Source organism: Rathayibacter sp. AY1E8 (assembly GCF_002931415.1).
Taxonomy (GTDB): Bacteria; Actinomycetota; Actinomycetes; order Actinomycetales; family Microbacteriaceae; genus Rathayibacter.
Map to the genome: position 1 here is coordinate 1 of NZ_PSVI01000070.1, position 15,298 is coordinate 15,298.

The following is a 15,298-nucleotide window of genomic DNA, read 5'->3' on the forward strand; positions in this document are numbered from 1 at the left end:
GTATCGCCCACCACGAGAACCCCCGGCCCCTGGCCGGGGGTTCTGTCGTTCCCGGCTCCGGCGCTACCCTCGCAGGATGCCCGCCCCGATCCCCGTCGACGACCAGGGCACCCTCCTGCGGCTCGTCTCGCGGGACGACGGACCGGCCCTCGCCGCCGCGTACCGGCGCAACCGCCGGCACCTCGCGCCCTGGGAGCCGACGCGCTCGACCCGCTTCTTCGAGGCGGGGGGCCAGACCGACGCCGTCGCGGACGCGCTCGCCGCGCACCGGGCCGGCAGCGTCCTCCCGCTCGTCCTCGACGCGGGCGGCGTGATCGTCGGTCGGCTGACTCTCGCGAACATCGTCCGCGGCGCCTTCGACAGCGGCGATCTCGGCTACTGGCTCGACAGCGGTCTGCAGGGCCGCGGCGTGATGACCCGCGCGGTCGGAGCCGTCCTGCGCACCGCGCGGGAGGATCTGGGGCTGCACCGCGTGCAGGCCGGGACGCTCCTCCACAACGTCGGATCGCAGACCGTGCTGCAGCGCAACGGCTTCGAGCGGATCGGCGTCGCGCGGCGCTACCTGCGGATCGCCGGGGAGTGGCAGGACCACGTCCTCTTCCAGGCGCTGCTCGAGGGCGGCCCGCTCCAGCCTCCGCCGACTCCGCTCGTCTAGGGTGAGCGGCGCCGGCCTTCTCCCGGCGCTCCGAGCGGGAGGGACGCGCCCATGACCACGCGGCACATCGGCGGACGAGAGTTCGACTTCGAGCGGCAGGTGGCCGTGATGGCGGTCGTGAACCGCACACCCGACTCCTTCTACGACAAGGGCTCCACCTTCGCCCTGGACAGCGCCATCGCGGCCGCCGTGCGCGCCGCGGAGCTCGGCGCCGACTGGGTCGACATCGGCGGAGTGCCGTTCGGCCGCGGCCCCGCTGTCACGCTCCAGGAGGAGCTCGACCGGGTCGTCCCCGTCGTGGCGGGCATCGCGGAGCGGAGCGACGTGGTCGTCTCGGTGGACACGACGAGCGCCGAGGTCGCGCGCGCGAGCATCGCCGCGGGCGCCTCCGTCGTCAACGACACGAGCGGGCTGCACGACCCCCGGATGCTCGAGGTCGTCGCCTCCTCCTCCGCTCAGCTCGTCATCACCCACAGCGTGGGCGCTCCCCGCAGCGAGCCGGAGAGACCCGAGTACGACGACGTCGTGGCGACGGTGGTCGACCACCTGCGGAGCCGCGTCGATCGCGCGCTCTCGGGTGGAGTGCCTGCCGGGAGGATCATCGTCGATCCGGGTCACGACCTGAACAAGAACACCCTGCACACGCTCGAGCTCACCCGCCGGCTGGGCGAGGTGGCCGCGCTCGGCTTCCCGGTGCTCGCCGCGGTCTCCAACAAGGACTTCATCGGCGAGGCGCTGGACCGGCCGCAGGGGGAGCGCCTCGAGGGCTCCCTCGCCGCCGCGGTGATCTGCATCCTGAACGGTGCGCGGATCGTGCGCATGCACGACGTGCGCCAGGCGGTGGACGCCGTGCGGATGACGGAGGCGGTGCTGGGCTGGCGAGCGCCCGTCTTCCTTCGCCACAACGTGGAGCCGGCGGCGTGAGCGCCCGCATCGACGGTCTGTCGCCGGCCGGGCAGGACCTGTCCGACCAGGCTCTGCTGGCCCTCTACGCGGACGGGGCCGGCGAGCAGTGGCTCCGGGTCAACTTCGTCGCGAGCGTCGACGGAGCGGTCACCCGCGACGGCGTCTCGGGCGATCTCGGGGGCGCGGCGGACCTGCGCGTGTTCGACCTGCTCCGCCGGCTCGCCGACGTCGTGCTCGTCGCGGCCGGCACGGTGCGGACCGAGGGCTACGGCCCGATGGTGCTGAGCGACGAGTCCGTGCGGGCGCGGCTCGGCACCGGGCTCGCCCCGCAGCCCGTCTTCGCGATCGTCTCGGGGTCGCTCGACCTCGATCCCGCCTCGCGGATCTTCACCGAGGCGCCGGTGCGCCCGACCGTCGTGACCACCGGCTCCTCGCCGGCCCGCCGCCGCGCGGAGCTCGCCGAGGTCGCCGACGTGCTCGTCTGCGGCGACGCAGAGCTCGACGCGACGCGGATGCGGGCGCAGCTCGCGGAGCGGGGGCTCGGCAGGATCCACTGCGAGGGCGGTCCGTCGCTGCTCGGGACCCTGCTCGCCGCGGACGCCGTCGACGAGCTCTGCCTGACCGTCGCTCCGACGCTCGAGGCGGGGGACTCCGGGAGGCTCGCCCGCGGCGACGTCCCCGGACCGCGCCCGCAGCACCTGGCGCACGTGCTCAGCGCCGGCGACACGCTGCTCCTGCGCTACCTCCGCCGGCGCTGACCCGCCCTACTCGCGGCGCCGCTCGTTCCCGTCGCGCTTGGCCTCGGAGGCCGGACGGGCGGCGATCACGGGGTGGGCGCCGGTGAAGCCGTCACGGGCGGACGCGATCGCCAGGATGCGCGGCTTCGCGACGTGCCAGCCCACGATCAGGGCGGGCACGCCGACCACCGCGACGATCCCCACGGTCCAGGTGCCGGTCGGGAAGTCGACGGCGATGAGGACCACCACGATCACCAGGAACGCCAGGGTGAGCCACGAGGTCACCGGGGCGCCGGGCATCCGGAAGGACGGGCGCTCCAGGCGCCCCTGGGCTGCCCAGCGCTGCAGCTGCATCTGGCAGAGGACGATCATGCCCCAGCCCGTGACGATGCCCAGCGCCGAGACGTTGAGGACGATCTCGAAGGCCTCGGACGGCACGAAGAGGTTCAGCACGATCCCGATCAGGGTGATGCTCGCTGTGAGCAGGATGCCGCCGTAGGGGACGCCCTGCTTGTTCATCCGGCCGGTGAAGGCGGGGGCGGAGCCGTTGAGCGCCATGGAGCGGAGGATGCGGCCGGTCGAGTAGAGCCCGGCGTTGATGCTGGAGAGCGCGGCCGTCAGCACGACGAAGTTCATGATCGATCCGGCGATCTCGCCCGAGGAGCCGTCGCCCAGCGAGCTGAAGAACGTGACGAACGGGCTCTCGCCCTTCGAGTAGGCCGTGTAGGGCAGCAGCAGCGTCAGCAGCAGCACCGAGCCGACGTAGAAGACGGCGATGCGCAGGATGACCGAGTTGATGGCGCGCGGGATGACCTTCGCCGGCTCCGCGGTCTCGCCCGCCGCCGTGCCGACCAGCTCGACTCCGGAGTAGGCGAACACCACGCCCTGGACGACCAGGACGCTGGCGACCAGGCCGCCGGGCAGGATGCCGCCGTTGTCGTTCCAGAGGCTGATCCCGGGGTCCACGGCGACGCCGCCGGACTGCAGCGGCCAGCCCGCGGCGAGCACGACGACGCCGATCACCAGGAAGACCACCAGCGCCGTGACCTTGATGAGCGCGAACCAGAACTCCAGCTCCCCGAAGACCTTGACCGAGACGAGGTTCAGCGAGAGCACGACGACCAGGGCGATGAGCGCGAGGAGCCACTGGGGCACGGAGGAGAAGAGCGACCAGTACTTCACGTACAGGGCCACCGCGGTGACGTCGGCGATCGCGGTCATCGCCCAGTTCAGGAAGTACATCCATCCGGCGACGAAGGCGGCCTTCTCGCCCAGGAACTCGCGGGCGTAGGAGATGAAGGAGCCCGAGCTCGGCCGGTGCAGGACCAGCTCGCCGAGCGCGCGGAGGATCAGGTAGGCGAAGACGCCGCAGACCGCGTACACGACGACGAGCGAGGGACCGGCGGTGGCGAGTCGGCCGCCGGCGCCGAGGAAGAGGCCGGTGCCGATCGCGCCGCCGATGGCGATCATCTGCAGCTGCCGGGGCTTGAGGCCGGGACGGTAGCCCTCCTGCTCCTTCGAGAAGTCGGGCTGCGCCGGCCCGCGGTCGTCGTCGCTCTGCGTCACGGGGGCTCCCTCGTCACCGGATCGCGCCGGGCGGCTGCTCCGGCACGCCCGTCAGGGTAAAGGCGCTCTGCTCGGAGGAGGCGGGTGGCGCGGTCCGCGGCATGCGGATCCTCTCAGGATCGAAGCGCCTACCCTGAGGGCATGAGCGGTCCGGACCTCGCACGGCAGTCCTCGCTCGAGGGCGTCCGGATCCCGTCGCCGGCGAGGCGCCTGAACGGCGGCACCGATCCGGCGCTCGTCTGGCGCAACGAGCTCGATGGGCTGACCTTCCGCGTGGACGCCGGGTACCTGAAGTGGAATCCCCGGTCCACGGGCGTCGACCTCCGTCGCGAGATCGCGCGTCTGCGCTGGCTGGAGGGGCGGATCGACGCGCCCCGGATCCTGGAGGCGGGCGAGGACGAGGAGGGGCAGTGGCTCCTCACCGCACCGCTGCCCGGGCGGAGCGCCGTCGATCCGAAGTGGACAGCCCGGCCGGAGGAGGCCGTCCGCGCGATCGCGGCCGGCCTGCGGGCGGTCCACGCGCTCCCCGTCGACGCGGTGCCCGAAGAGCTGCGCGGCGACTCCTGGTTCGCGCGCCGGCCGTCGGCGCTCGGCGCGGCTCCGGAGCTCGTGGACCCCGTCGTGGTGCACGGCGACGCGTGCGCTCCGAACACGCTCGTCGACGACGACGGACGCTGGAGCGGCACGGTCGACGTCGGCGACCTGGGCGTGGGTGACCGCTGGGCGGATCTGGCGGTCGCCGCGGTCAGCCTCGGCTGGAACTACGGCTCCGGCCACACCCCGCTGCTCCTCGCGGAGTACGGAGCGGATCCGGACGACGAGCGCGCGGCCTACTACCGCGCGCTCTGGTCGTCCGAGTCCTGAGTCACTTCTTCTTCGCGGCCTCGTCGTCCTGGGCCGCGCCCTTGTCGCTGCGGTTCTCGCTCGCCAGCCGCAGCCAGCGCCCGTCGCGGACGTCCTTCTCGTGCACGGCCGCCTTCTTGTCGCTCGCGGCGGTGTCGCGCGGGGGGAGCTGGATGGTCTCCTCCGCCTCGATGCCCGCCTGCAGCTCGCGTCCGCGCTCGAGCTCGGCGTCGAACTCCGCGCCGAAGAGCAGGGCGATGTTGGTGATCCAGATCCAGAGGAGGAAGACGATCACCGCGCCGAGCGAGCCGTAGGTCTTGTTGTAGTTGGAGAAGTTGGCCACGTAGAACGCGAAGCCGGTCGAGGCGATCAGCCAGATCGCCAGGGCGACGATCGATCCGATGCTGATCCAGCGGAACTTCGGCTGGCGGATGTTGGGCGCCCAGTAGTACAGGGTCGCGACGATCACGATCGCGATGACCACGAGCACCGGCCATTTCGCGATGTTCCACACGGTGAGGGCGGCGGGGCCGAGGCCCACGACGTCGCCGACGGCGGTCGCGACCGGTCCGCTGAGCACGAGGATGAGCGCCGCGATCACGATCAGGACGACCGTCACCACGGTCACGCCGAGCATCGTCGGGCGGAGCTTCCAGAAGGGGCGCCCCTCGTCGATCTGGTAGACGCGGTTCATCGCGCGGCCGAAGGCGCCGACGTAGCCGGAGGCGGACCAGATCGCTCCGACGACACCGGTCACGAAGGCGAGACCCGCGGCGGAGGAGCTGGTCAGCGCCTGGATCGGGTCGCGCAGCAGGTCGACGACCTCGCTCGACGCGAGGTTCCCGATCAGGTCGAGCACCAGATCAGTGGTGGCCTGCGCCTGGCCGAAGAGCCCCAGCACCGACACGATCGCGAGCAGGGCGGGGAAGAGCGCGAGCACGGCGTAGTAGGTGAGCGCGGCGGCGAGGTCGGTGCACTGGTCCGCGCCGAACTCGCGGGCCGTCTTCTTGAGGACGTAGAACCAGGAGCGCTTGGTGATGTCGGTGACGTCGTCGGGCTTCCGGGAATCGTCGGGATCGGGCGCTGTCTTCTCGCGGGTCGTGCTCTGCTCGGCCATGCGGACACGCTACGGGGCCGACAGTCGTCGGACGGCCCCCTTGACGGCGCGGCCGGTCGTGTCGCGGGTCAGGCCCGGCGCTGGCGCGCAGCGGCGAGGGTGCCGAAGAGGAGGAAGGAGCAGGTCGCGGCGAGGACGGTCAGCAGGGGAGCCTCCCAGCCGCCGCTCGCGTCGTGCGCGAAGCCGATGACGGTCGGGGCGGTGGCGGCCACGGCGTAGCCGATCCCCTGCACCGTGGCCGAGAGCCGCGACGCGTGGGCGTCGGAGCGGGAGAGCCGCACGACGAGCACGAAGACCACCGTGAATCCTCCGCCCTGGGCCGCGCCGCCCAGCACGCACCAGAGCGCCCAGAGCTGCGGCGCGAGCAGCAGCCCCGCCGGCACCGTGCACCAGAGGAGGCCGACGAGCACGATGCTCCCCAGCGGTCCGAGCCTCCGGACCAGGAGCGGGACGCCGAGGGCGCCGGCGACCGCGGCGAGCTGGAACACCGAGGCGCTCGCGCCCGCGGTCGCGATCGAGAAGCCGTTGCGGTCGACGAGCAGCGAGGGGAGCCACGCCGTCACTCCGTAGTACGAGAACGCCTGGCTCGAGAAGCAGAGCGCGAGCGCCAGCACGGTCGCGCTGCGGAAGATCCGCGGAGCCGGTGCGGCCGGTGCGCGGTCGGCGCGGGTCGGGCGGGGAGTCGGACGCAGGGCCGCCCGAGGCCCCACGGCCACGAGCCAGCCGCCCAGAGCGAGGGCGTTGAGGGCGAGCCAGACGAGCAGGGCGCCGCGCCAGCCGAGCGCCAGAGCGAGCGGAGCGGTGCCGAGCGAGGTGATCGTCGAGCCGATGTTGAGGGCTGCGGTGTAGACGCCCGTCGTGAGGTCGACGCGCTCGGGAGCGACGTCCCGCCGGATCACGACGGGGAGGACGACGTTGCCGATCGTGATGGAGACGCCGATCAGGATGGTGCCCGCCACGGCCGGTCCCACGTCGCCGATCGATCGGACGATCGTGCCGAGCGCGACGCCGATCACCGTGACGGTCACGGCGGCGTCGGGTCCCGCGCGGCGGATCACCAGGAGGGCGAGCGTAGTCGCCAGGGCGAAGCAGAGCACGGGGATGCTGGTGAGGATCCCCGCCTGGCCCGCGGACAGCGCGAGGTCCTCGCGCACCGCGTCGATGATGGGCGCGACGGCGACGATCGGACCGCGCAGGACCAGCGCGACCAGGGCGACCGCCACGACGAGGAGCCAGGGACCGCTCCGGCGCGCGGTCATCGGGGCGTCGAGGGCCGCGGCACCCCGGTCAGCCGGCCAGGCCGGGGACCCCGGCCGAGAGGTTGCCGACGATGGTGAAGACGCCCGACACCAGACCGAGGATCCCGGTGACGAGTCCTGCCGTCGCGAGCCCGCGACCGCCTCCGACGACCGGTGCGGCCGCCCGGCCCTTCGCCGAGAAGACGATGGCGAGGATCGAGGGGATCAGCAGCGGATTGATCAGCAGGCTCAGGACGCCGAGCACGAGGCTCGCGATCGCCATCGGGTTGCGGCCCGCCGCGGAGGACGGGGCGGACGGATAGGCGAACAGCTCCTGCTCCGGAGCGCCCGGGGGCGTGCCGTAGGCGGGAGCGGGCGCCGAGGAGGACGGGCGGGACCTGTCGGTCCACGCCGCGCCGTCCCAGTAGAGCTCCGAGCCGAGGTCGGCCGGGTGCGGGTACCACCCGGGCGCGGGCAGCGGAGCGGAGTCGTCGGGCATGGGGCGAGTCTAGAGCGGCACCGATCAGCTCTTGGGCTGCTCGATGCCGAGCGCGTTCCCGTCGGGATCGAGGATCCAGGCCGCCCAGACGCTGCCGCGGTCGGCCACGCCGTTCTCGGTGCGCAGCTCGTCGCTGTCGTAGTCCTCCGGAGCCACGCCCCGAGCCGCCAGCGCGTCCAGCTCGGCGCGCAGGTCGGCCACCCGCCAGGCGGCCTTGGTCTGCTCGTCCTTCGAGCCCGTGGTGCTGGCGGTGACGGTGAGCCGCGTGCCGCCGCAGGAGTAGGCGATCGCCGACTCGCTCTCCTCGAGGACCTCCAGCCCCAGGGAGCCGGCGTAGAAGGCGCGGGAGGCGGCGAGGTCGCGGGAGAGCAGAACGGGGCCGATGGGGGAGTCGGAGAGCACGGTGAGTCCTTTCGTCGGTGGGCCTCCAGTCGACGCCCGCTGCGGCTCGGCGCGGAAGGGGTTGCCACCGGGCCGGCCGGAGTGGGCTGGCGCGGCAGAATGGCCTCGGCCGTGCCCGCCGCGCGGCCGGGAGGAGCCCTCATGAGCTGGACCATCGACGAGGTGGCGTGGACCCACCCGGACGCCGAGCGTCTGCGCGACGCGCAGCGGTGCGAGCTCGACGAGCGCTACGGCAACGACGACCACGAGCCCGGCACGCCGCCCTCGGCCGACGACGTGCCCGTCTTCCTCGTCGCCCGCGACGCGAGCGGCACGGCGGTGGCCTGCGGCGGACTGCGGCCTCTCGACGACGACGTCCTCGGACCGGGGGCGATCGAGGTGAAGCGGATGTTCGCCGACCGCGCCGCCCGCGGCACCGGAGCGGCCACGGCCGTCCTGCGCGCGCTCGAGGCGCGGGCGGCCGCTCTGGGCACGACGCGCCTGGTGCTGGAGACCGGGACGCTCCAGCCCGACGCGATGCGGTTCTACCTCCGGGAGGGCTACCACGCCATCCCGCCGTTCGGCGCCTACATCGGGTCCGAGCACTCGGTCTGCTACGCCCGCGATCTCGCTCCCGGCGCCTGAGCGTCAGCGGCGCAGGGTCTCCACCGGGTACTCGCCGAAGCGGCGGTGGTACGCCCCCGAGAAGCGGCCCTGGTTAAGGAAGCGCCAGCGCGCGGAGACGGCGCGCACGGTCTGCTCGCCCGGAGCGCCCTCGCGCAGCTCGACGCGCGCCCGGTCGAGACGCACGCCGCGCAGGTAGCCGAGCGGAGTGTCGCCGAAGTGCCTCCGGAACGCGGCCTGCAGCGCCCGCGGAGTGAGCCCCGCCGCTGCCGCGATGTCGGACACGGTGACGGGTGACGCGGCGAACGCGTGCAGGAACTCGGCGGCCCGCAGCAGGTGCTCGAGCCCCGGCCGCAGCACCTGCGGCGGGACGACGACCGGCCGGTGCGCGAAGGTCGCGAGCAGGTGCAGAGCGACGCCGCGCTCCGCCGCCACGAGCTGCAGCGCGGTCGCCTCGCGGCCCGACCGCAGGACGCCCGCGAAGTCGTCGACCGCCCGCCACCAGCCCGGGAGTGCCGACAGGGAGGCGATCGAGCGGTGGTCGAAGACGAGCGGCAGCGGCACGCCGTCGCCGGCCTCGGACGCGACCTGCTCGAGGAGGCCGGCGGCCACGTGCACGAGCCGCTGCTGGAAGTCGCGGCTGACGAACTCGAACGGACGCGCGCTGGGGAACACGACCGGCCGCCCCGGCAGGTGGACGATCCGATCGCCCTCCGGGTCCACCACGCTCGTGCCGGAGAGGAACCACGAGACGACGTACTCGCCCTCCGGACGCAACCCCCCGGACACGGAGCCCCGGAACACCGACGTCCGCAGGCTCACGCCCTCGCTCCCGGAGACGTCGTAGCGGAAGGAGAAGGGCCGCTCGACCGGTTCCGTCCGGAATCCCGACCCGCCGTAGCCGTCCGAGTAGAAGCGCCGCGCCTCGTCCAGGTCGGCCCCGGAGCGCGTGAAGCGCTGCAGCGCAGGACCGGCACCCATCTGACCAGGATGACACCTGGACGGATTGCGCACCGGTCGCCGCCGCGCCCCTCTCCGGGGCACGTCCTGTCGGCAGGGTGACGGGGTCGGACGACACGGACGGAGACGCATGGAGATCAGCGCACGCAGACTCGCGGCACGCGACGCGGTGGCCGTCGTCGCCGTGCTCGCCGCACTCGAGGGGGCGCTCGCCGTGGACTCTCTGCCGCCCGGCCTGGAGGAGGTCCTCCTGCACCAGCTCGAGCGCAGCTCGCTCGTGCTCCCCGGCGCCGACCGGGACGAGCTCGCCTCCGCTCTGCGCGCGCTCGGCGTCCGCGTGCGCGACGCGCTCGGGTAGAGGCCGCCGCCGACTACAGTCGAGGGGTCAACCGAGCCCGAGGAGTGCCCGCACGTGTCGAACGAACCGTCGAATCCCGCAGAGAACGAGTCCCACTCGGTCGTCACCGAGGCGGGCACGGGATTCACGCACTTCACCGACCGGGCCGTGGTCGCGATCCGCGTCAACGGGGAGCTCAAGGACCTCGCCGCCGACGTCGTGCCGGGCGACCGCATCGAGCCGGTGCTCATCTCCTCGCCGGACGGGCTGAACATCCTCCGCCACTCCGCGGCCCACGTGCTCGCACAGGCGGTGCAGCAGATCAACCCGGAGGCGAAGCTGGGCATCGGCCCGCCCGTCACCGACGGCTTCTACTACGACTTCGACGTCGAGGAGCCCTTCACGCCCGAGGCGATGAAGGCGCTCGAGAAGGCGATGGACCGCATCGTCCGCCAGGGCCAGCGGTTCGTGCGCCGCGTCGTCTCCGAGGAGGAGGCGCGCGCCGAGCTCGCCGGCGAGCCCTACAAGCTCGAGCTGATCGGGATCAAGGGCGGGGGAGCCGAGGACGAGAGCGTCGAGGTCGGCGGCGCCGAGCTCACCATCTACGACAACGTCGACCCGCGTTCCGGCGAGACGGTCTGGAAGGACCTCTGCCGCGGTCCGCATCTGCCCAACACCCGCATGATCGGCAACGGCTACGCCCTGACCCGCAACGCTGCCGCCTACTGGCGCGGCTCGGAGAAGAACCCGCAGCTGCAGCGCGTCTACGGCACCGCGTGGCCCACGAAGGACGAGCTGCGCGAGCACCAGGCCCGCCTCGAGGAGGCGGCGCGCCGCGACCACCGCAAGCTCGGCCACGAGCTCGACCTGTTCTCCTTCCCGGACGAGATCGGCTCCGGCCTCGCGGTCTTCCACCCCAAGGGCGGGATCATCCGCTACGAGATCGAGCAGTACATGCGCGAGCAGCTGCTCGCCCACGACTACGAGCTCGTCTACACGCCGCACATCACCAAGGGCGACCTGTTCCTGACGAGCGGGCACCTGCAGTGGTACTCCGAGGGGATGTTCCCCCCGATGCACCTCGACGAGCTGCAGGACGAGGACGGCAACGTCACCCGCCAGGGCCAGGACTACTACCTCAAGCCCATGAACTGCCCGTTCCACAACCTGATCTTCCGCTCGCGCGGCCGCAGCTACCGCGAGCTCCCGTTGCGCCTGGCCGAGTTCGGCACCGTGTACCGCTACGAGAAGAGCGGCACCCTGCAGGGGCTCACCCGCGTGCGCGGCCTGACCCAGGACGACGCCCACATCTACGTCGCGCAGGAGGACGTGTCGGCCGAGCTGACCCGCAACCTCGAGTTCGTGCTGCAGGTGCTGCGCGACTACGGCCTCGACGACTTCTACCTCGAGCTGTCCACGAACGAGGAGGGCAACCCGAAGTTCGTCGGTGCGCCCGAGCAGTGGGAGGAGGCGATCGAGTCGCTGCGCGCGGTCGCCGTCGCCTCCGGTCTCGAGCTGGTGCCGGATCCGGGAGGAGCGGCGTTCTACGGTCCGAAGATCTCCGTGCAGGCGCGCGACGCCATCGGCCGCACCTGGCAGATGTCGACCATCCAGCTCGACTTCAACCAGCCCGAGCGCTTCGAGCTCGAGTACACGGCCTCGGACGGCTCGAAGAAGCGGCCCGTGATGATCCACCGCGCGCTCTTCGGCTCCATCGAGCGCTTCTTCGCGATCCTCACCGAGCACTACGCCGGGGCGTTCCCGGTCTGGCTGTCGCCGGTCCAGGTTGTGGGCATCCCGATCGCCGACGAGTACCTGCCCTACCTCGAGGAGGTCGTCGGCGAGCTCAAGCGGTCGGGCGTCCGCGCCGAGATCGACTACTCCAGCGACCGGATGCAGAAGAAGATCCGCAACGCCACGCTGCAGAAGGTGCCCTTCCAGATGATCGTGGGGGAGAAGGACCGCGACGCCGGAGCCGTCAGCTTCCGCTTCCGCGACGGCACGCAGGAGAACGGGATCCCGGTCGCCGACGCCGTCGCGCGCATCCGGGAGGCCGTCGCCTCGAAGGCGCAGGTCTGAGCGTGAGCGACGGCTACGTGCCCGAGGGGGCGGAGGGCTCGGCGCACCTCGCCGGGGTTCCCGACGAGTTCCAGCGCCTGTGGACGCCGCACCGGATGGTCTACATCCAGAAGGGGCAGCCCGGAGCCGACGACTGCCCCTTCTGCGTGGCGCCGACGCTGAGCGACGAGGAGGCCCTCATCGTCGCCCGCGGGGAGCACGCCTACGTCCTGCTGAACCTGTTCCCGTACAACTCAGGCCACCTCCTGGTCTGCCCTTACCGGCACATCCCGCTCTACGACGAGGCCACTCCCGAGGAAGTGGCCGAGATCGGAGCGCTCACGCAGACGGCCATGCGCGTCGTCCGCTCGGTCTCGAACAACGACGGCTTCAACCTCGGGATGAACCAGGGCGCGGTCGCGGGAGCGGGGATCGCCGCGCACCTGCACCAGCACGTGGTTCCGCGCTGGGCGACCGACGCGAACTTCTTCCCGATCATCGCCCGCACGAAGGCGCTCCCGCAGCTGCTCGGCGACGTGCGGGCGAGCCTCGCGGCGGCCTGGCCGAGCCTCTAGACCGCCGCCCGGCCCCCTGTCCAGCGCCGCGGACGGTGGGCGCCGTCTCGTAGACTCGGAGCTGCCGTCGGCGGAAGTCGCCGCACAGAACAGGACTCGCGAACATGACCGACACCACCACTCCGTCCTCGTCCGCTCCCGAGCAGTTCGGCTCGAGCCGCGTCAAGCGCGGTCTCGCCGAGATGCTCAAGGGCGGCGTCATCATGGACGTCGTCGACGCCGATCAGGCCCGCATCGCGGAGGACGCCGGTGCGGTCGCCGTCATGGCGCTCGAGCGCGTCCCCGCCGACATCCGCTCGCAGGGCGGCGTCGCACGCATGAGCGACCCCGACCTGATCGACGGCATCGTCTCCGCCGTGTCGATCCCCGTCATGGCGAAGGCGCGCATCGGCCACTTCGTCGAGGCGCAGATCCTGCAGGAGCTCGGCGTCGACTACATCGACGAGTCCGAGGTCCTCTCGCCCGCCGACTACGTGAACCACATCGACAAGTGGAACTTCACCGTCCCCTTCGTCTGCGGAGCGACCAACCTGGGCGAGGCGCTGCGCCGCATCACCGAGGGCGCAGCGATGATCCGCTCGAAGGGCGAGGCAGGCACCGGCGACGTCTCCGAGGCGACCAAGCACATCCGCACGATCTCCGGCGAGGTCAACCGCCTGAAGGCGATGACCAAGGACGAGCTCTACGTCGCCGCCAAGGAGCTGCAGGCCCCCTACGACCTGGTCGTCGAGATCGCCCGGACCGGCAAGCTCCCCGTCGTCCTCTTCACCGCCGGCGGGGTCGCGACCCCGGCCGACGCGGCGCTGATGATGCAGCTGGGCGCCGACGGCGTGTTCGTCGGCTCCGGCGTCTTCAAGTCGGGCGAGCCCGCCAAGCGCGCGGCCGCGATCGTGAAGGCGACCACCTTCTTCGACGACGCGAAGGTCGTCGCGGAGGCCTCGCGCGGCCTGGGCGAGGCGATGGTCGGCATCAACGTGGCCGACGTGCCCGCGCCGCACCGCCTCGCCGAGCGTGGCTGGTAGCGCCGACGCGCCGCTCGTCGGCGCAGGACCGACGCGGGAGTCCCTCGAGGGGCTCCGCGTCGGCGTCCTCGCGCTACAGGGCGACTTTCGCGAGCACGCGCACGTCCTGCGCGAGCTGGGCGCCGAGGTGGTGCTGGTGCGACGCCCGGAGGAGCTGGCCGCCGTCGCGGGGCTGGTCATCCCGGGTGGCGAGTCCACGGTGATGGACAAGCTGTCGCGCCTCTTCGGCCTCGCGGAGCCGGTCGTCGAGGCGATCGGGGCGGGGATGCCCGTCTACGGGACGTGCGCCGGGCTGATCATGCTCGCCGACCGGGTCCTCGACCGCATCGACGGCCAGAGCAGCTTCGGCGGCCTGGACGTGTCGGTCCGGAGGAACGCGTTCGGCAACCAGCTCGACTCCTTCGAGACCGATCTCGACGTGCCGGCGATCGGCGATCCGCCGGTGCACGCGGTCTTCATCCGCGCACCGGTCGTGGAGGAGCTGGGGGAGCGGGCGACCGCGCTCGCCAGCGTCGCCGACGGGCGGGTGGTCGCGGTCGAGCAGGGCAACCTCCTCGGGACGGCGTTCCATCCCGAGATCACCGGCGACTACCGGTTCCACGAGCTGTTCCTGCGGAAGGTCGCGGCGACGCGCTTCGGCGACTGACCCGCTGCCGTCCCCTCCGCCAGGGGTGGACGGTGCGGGACCCGCGGGCCAGGGTGGTCGCATGCCCGAACTCCCCGAGGTCCAGGCCCTCGCCCTCGATCTCGACGCGCGCCTGGGCGGACGCGTCCTCGAGCGGCTCGACGTGTTCGCGATCTCCGCCCTCAAGACCGTCGCCATCCCGCCGTCCGCTCTGTCCGGCGAGACCGTCCACGGAGTGTCGCGGCACGGCAAGTTCCTCGACATCGCAGTCGGCGAGGCCCACGTCCTCCTGCACCTCGCCCGCGCCGGCTGGGTCCGCTGGCGGCCCGAGCGGCCGACGGCGCCGACGAAGCCCGGCCGGGGACCGCTCGCCGCGCGGCTCGTCCTCGACGACGGGTCGGGGTTCGACGTGACGGAGGCCGGCACCAAGAAGAGCCTCGCGCTCTCGATCGTCGCCGATCCGCTCGACGTCCCGGGAGTCGCCCGGCTGGGTCCCGATCCGCTGGACCCGGAGTTCACCGAGGAGATCCTCGGCGCGATCCTCGCCACGGCGGGCCGGGCGCAGGTGAAGGGCGTCCTCCGCGACCAGTCCCGCATCGCCGGCATCGGCAACGCCTACTCCGACGAGATCCTCCAAGTGGCGCGCATGTCGCCCTTCAAGCCCGCCGCGCTCACCGCCGACGAGCTGGACCGCCTCTACGCGGCCCTCCGCTACACCCTCGAGGAGGCGCTCGCCCGCGCCGAGGGCCTGCACGCGGCCGACCTCAAGCGCGAGAAGAAGCTCGGCATGCGCGTCCACGGCCGCACAGGAGAGGCGTGCCCCGTCTGCGTCGACACGATCCGCCAGGTGGTCTTCCACGACTCCACGCTCCAGTACTGCCCCACCTGCCAGACCGACGGCAGGATCCTCGCCGACCGGCTGCTGTCGCGGCTGATCAGATAGCGAGCCGGTCCCTGCCCGGCTCGCCGCGGTCGGCTCTCGGGGGTGGCTGGGTGGGTGGAGCGGGTCGCGTTCGCCTACAGCGATCCGCTGGTACGCGGATCACTGGTTCGGCTGTGCTTGGTCGTGGCCCACTTGGAATGCCCGGACACGGTGCTCCCTCGGAAATCTCGTTGCGTGCGGCCCCCGAGGGCGCCGCTGATGGCAGGGGCCAG

The 15,298-nt window shown here is 72.4% G+C and carries 17 protein-coding genes; 11 read left to right on the top strand and 6 right to left on the bottom strand.

Going from position 1 to position 15,298, the window contains the following annotated elements:
• Positions 1 to 76 precede the first annotated feature (76 nt).
• From C5C74_RS15325 to C5C74_RS15335, 3 genes are read left to right on the top strand one after another with little or no spacing between them, the layout of a single operon-like run.
• Positions 77 to 655 carry a GNAT family N-acetyltransferase gene (locus C5C74_RS15325; protein WP_104225349.1) on the top strand — a complete coding sequence of 193 codons (579 nt, stop codon included), beginning with the start codon at positions 77 to 79 and terminating at the stop codon, positions 653 to 655.
• Positions 656 to 706: 51 nt separating this feature from the next.
• Positions 707 to 1,579 (top strand): dihydropteroate synthase, encoded by an 873-nt coding sequence (folP, locus tag C5C74_RS15330; RefSeq protein WP_104267382.1) that lies wholly within the window; start codon positions 707 to 709, stop codon positions 1,577 to 1,579.
• The gene (locus tag C5C74_RS15335; RefSeq protein ID WP_104256167.1) at positions 1,576 to 2,319 is read left to right on the top strand and encodes a pyrimidine reductase family protein; all 744 of its coding nucleotides are present in this window, start codon (positions 1,576 to 1,578) and stop codon (positions 2,317 to 2,319) included. Before folP ends, C5C74_RS15335 begins: the two co-directional genes overlap by 4 nt.
• Positions 2,320 to 2,325: 6 nt before the next feature.
• On the opposite strand, the gene C5C74_RS15340 is transcribed toward C5C74_RS15335, so the two are convergent.
• Positions 2,326 to 3,864 carry an amino acid permease gene (locus C5C74_RS15340; protein WP_258063706.1) on the bottom strand — a complete coding sequence of 513 codons (1,539 nt, stop codon included), beginning with the start codon at positions 3,862 to 3,864 and terminating at the stop codon, positions 2,326 to 2,328.
• A 141-nt stretch (positions 3,865 to 4,005) separates the two neighbouring features.
• Between C5C74_RS15340 and C5C74_RS15345 the strand changes: the two genes are divergently transcribed.
• Entirely contained in the window at positions 4,006 to 4,728 is a 723-nt protein-coding gene (locus tag C5C74_RS15345; RefSeq protein WP_104340254.1) for an aminoglycoside 3'-phosphotransferase, read from the top strand.
• Between the two features lies 1 nt (position 4,729).
• Here the strand turns inward: C5C74_RS15345 and C5C74_RS15350 are convergent, their stop codons facing one another.
• The 4 genes from C5C74_RS15350 to C5C74_RS17560 all read right to left on the bottom strand — a co-directional run bounded on the left by C5C74_RS15350 (position 4,730) and on the right by C5C74_RS17560 (position 7,963).
• Entirely contained in the window at positions 4,730 to 5,824 is a 1,095-nt protein-coding gene (locus tag C5C74_RS15350; protein ID WP_104351836.1) for a YihY/virulence factor BrkB family protein, read from the bottom strand.
• 68 nt (positions 5,825 to 5,892) lie between these two features.
• Positions 5,893 to 7,083, bottom strand: a complete 1,191-nt coding sequence (locus C5C74_RS15355; RefSeq protein ID WP_104351837.1) for a CynX/NimT family MFS transporter — start codon at positions 7,081 to 7,083, stop codon at positions 5,893 to 5,895.
• Between the two features lie 28 nt (positions 7,084 to 7,111).
• On the bottom strand, positions 7,112 to 7,561 hold the full coding sequence (locus tag C5C74_RS15360; RefSeq protein ID WP_104351838.1) for a DUF2510 domain-containing protein: 450 nt from the start codon (positions 7,559 to 7,561) through the stop codon (positions 7,112 to 7,114).
• A gap of 24 nt (positions 7,562 to 7,585) precedes the next feature.
• A complete protein-coding gene (locus C5C74_RS17560) occupies positions 7,586 to 7,963 on the bottom strand; it encodes a VOC family protein (RefSeq protein WP_104256165.1) in 378 nt (125 codons plus the stop codon).
• Between the two features lie 141 nt (positions 7,964 to 8,104).
• On the opposite strand from C5C74_RS17560, the gene C5C74_RS15370 reads away from it, so the two are divergent.
• Complete coding sequence (locus tag C5C74_RS15370) at positions 8,105 to 8,587, top strand: GNAT family N-acetyltransferase (RefSeq protein WP_104225442.1); 483 nt, start codon at positions 8,105 to 8,107, stop codon at positions 8,585 to 8,587.
• A gap of 3 nt (positions 8,588 to 8,590) precedes the next feature.
• Here C5C74_RS15370 and C5C74_RS15375 read toward each other — a convergent pair whose 3' ends face one another.
• Positions 8,591 to 9,547 (bottom strand): AraC family transcriptional regulator, encoded by a 957-nt coding sequence (locus tag C5C74_RS15375; RefSeq protein WP_219813495.1) that lies wholly within the window; start codon positions 9,545 to 9,547, stop codon positions 8,591 to 8,593.
• 109 nt (positions 9,548 to 9,656) lie between these two features.
• Here C5C74_RS15375 and C5C74_RS15380 point away from each other — a divergent pair, with 109 nt between their 5' ends.
• The 6 genes from C5C74_RS15380 to C5C74_RS15405 all read left to right on the top strand — a co-directional run bounded on the left by C5C74_RS15380 (position 9,657) and on the right by C5C74_RS15405 (position 15,086).
• The gene (locus C5C74_RS15380) at positions 9,657 to 9,884 is read left to right on the top strand and encodes a hypothetical protein (RefSeq protein WP_104225342.1); all 228 of its coding nucleotides are present in this window, start codon (positions 9,657 to 9,659) and stop codon (positions 9,882 to 9,884) included.
• 147 nt (positions 9,885 to 10,031) lie between these two features.
• Positions 10,032 to 11,942, top strand: a complete 1,911-nt coding sequence (thrS, locus tag C5C74_RS15385; RefSeq protein WP_258064207.1) for a threonine--tRNA ligase — start codon at positions 10,032 to 10,034, stop codon at positions 11,940 to 11,942.
• Positions 11,943 to 11,944: 2 nt separating this feature from the next.
• Positions 11,945 to 12,496 (top strand): HIT domain-containing protein, encoded by a 552-nt coding sequence (locus C5C74_RS15390; RefSeq protein ID WP_258061501.1) that lies wholly within the window; start codon positions 11,945 to 11,947, stop codon positions 12,494 to 12,496.
• Between the two features lie 104 nt (positions 12,497 to 12,600).
• Entirely contained in the window at positions 12,601 to 13,518 is a 918-nt protein-coding gene (gene pdxS / locus C5C74_RS15395) for a pyridoxal 5'-phosphate synthase lyase subunit PdxS (protein WP_104224629.1), read from the top strand.
• Between the two features lie 106 nt (positions 13,519 to 13,624).
• Positions 13,625 to 14,164 (top strand): pyridoxal 5'-phosphate synthase glutaminase subunit PdxT, encoded by a 540-nt coding sequence (pdxT, locus tag C5C74_RS15400; RefSeq protein WP_374953529.1) that lies wholly within the window; start codon positions 13,625 to 13,627, stop codon positions 14,162 to 14,164.
• Between the two features lie 61 nt (positions 14,165 to 14,225).
• On the top strand, positions 14,226 to 15,086 hold the full coding sequence (locus C5C74_RS15405; protein WP_104351841.1) for a DNA-formamidopyrimidine glycosylase family protein: 861 nt from the start codon (positions 14,226 to 14,228) through the stop codon (positions 15,084 to 15,086).
• Positions 15,087 to 15,298 lie beyond the last annotated feature (212 nt).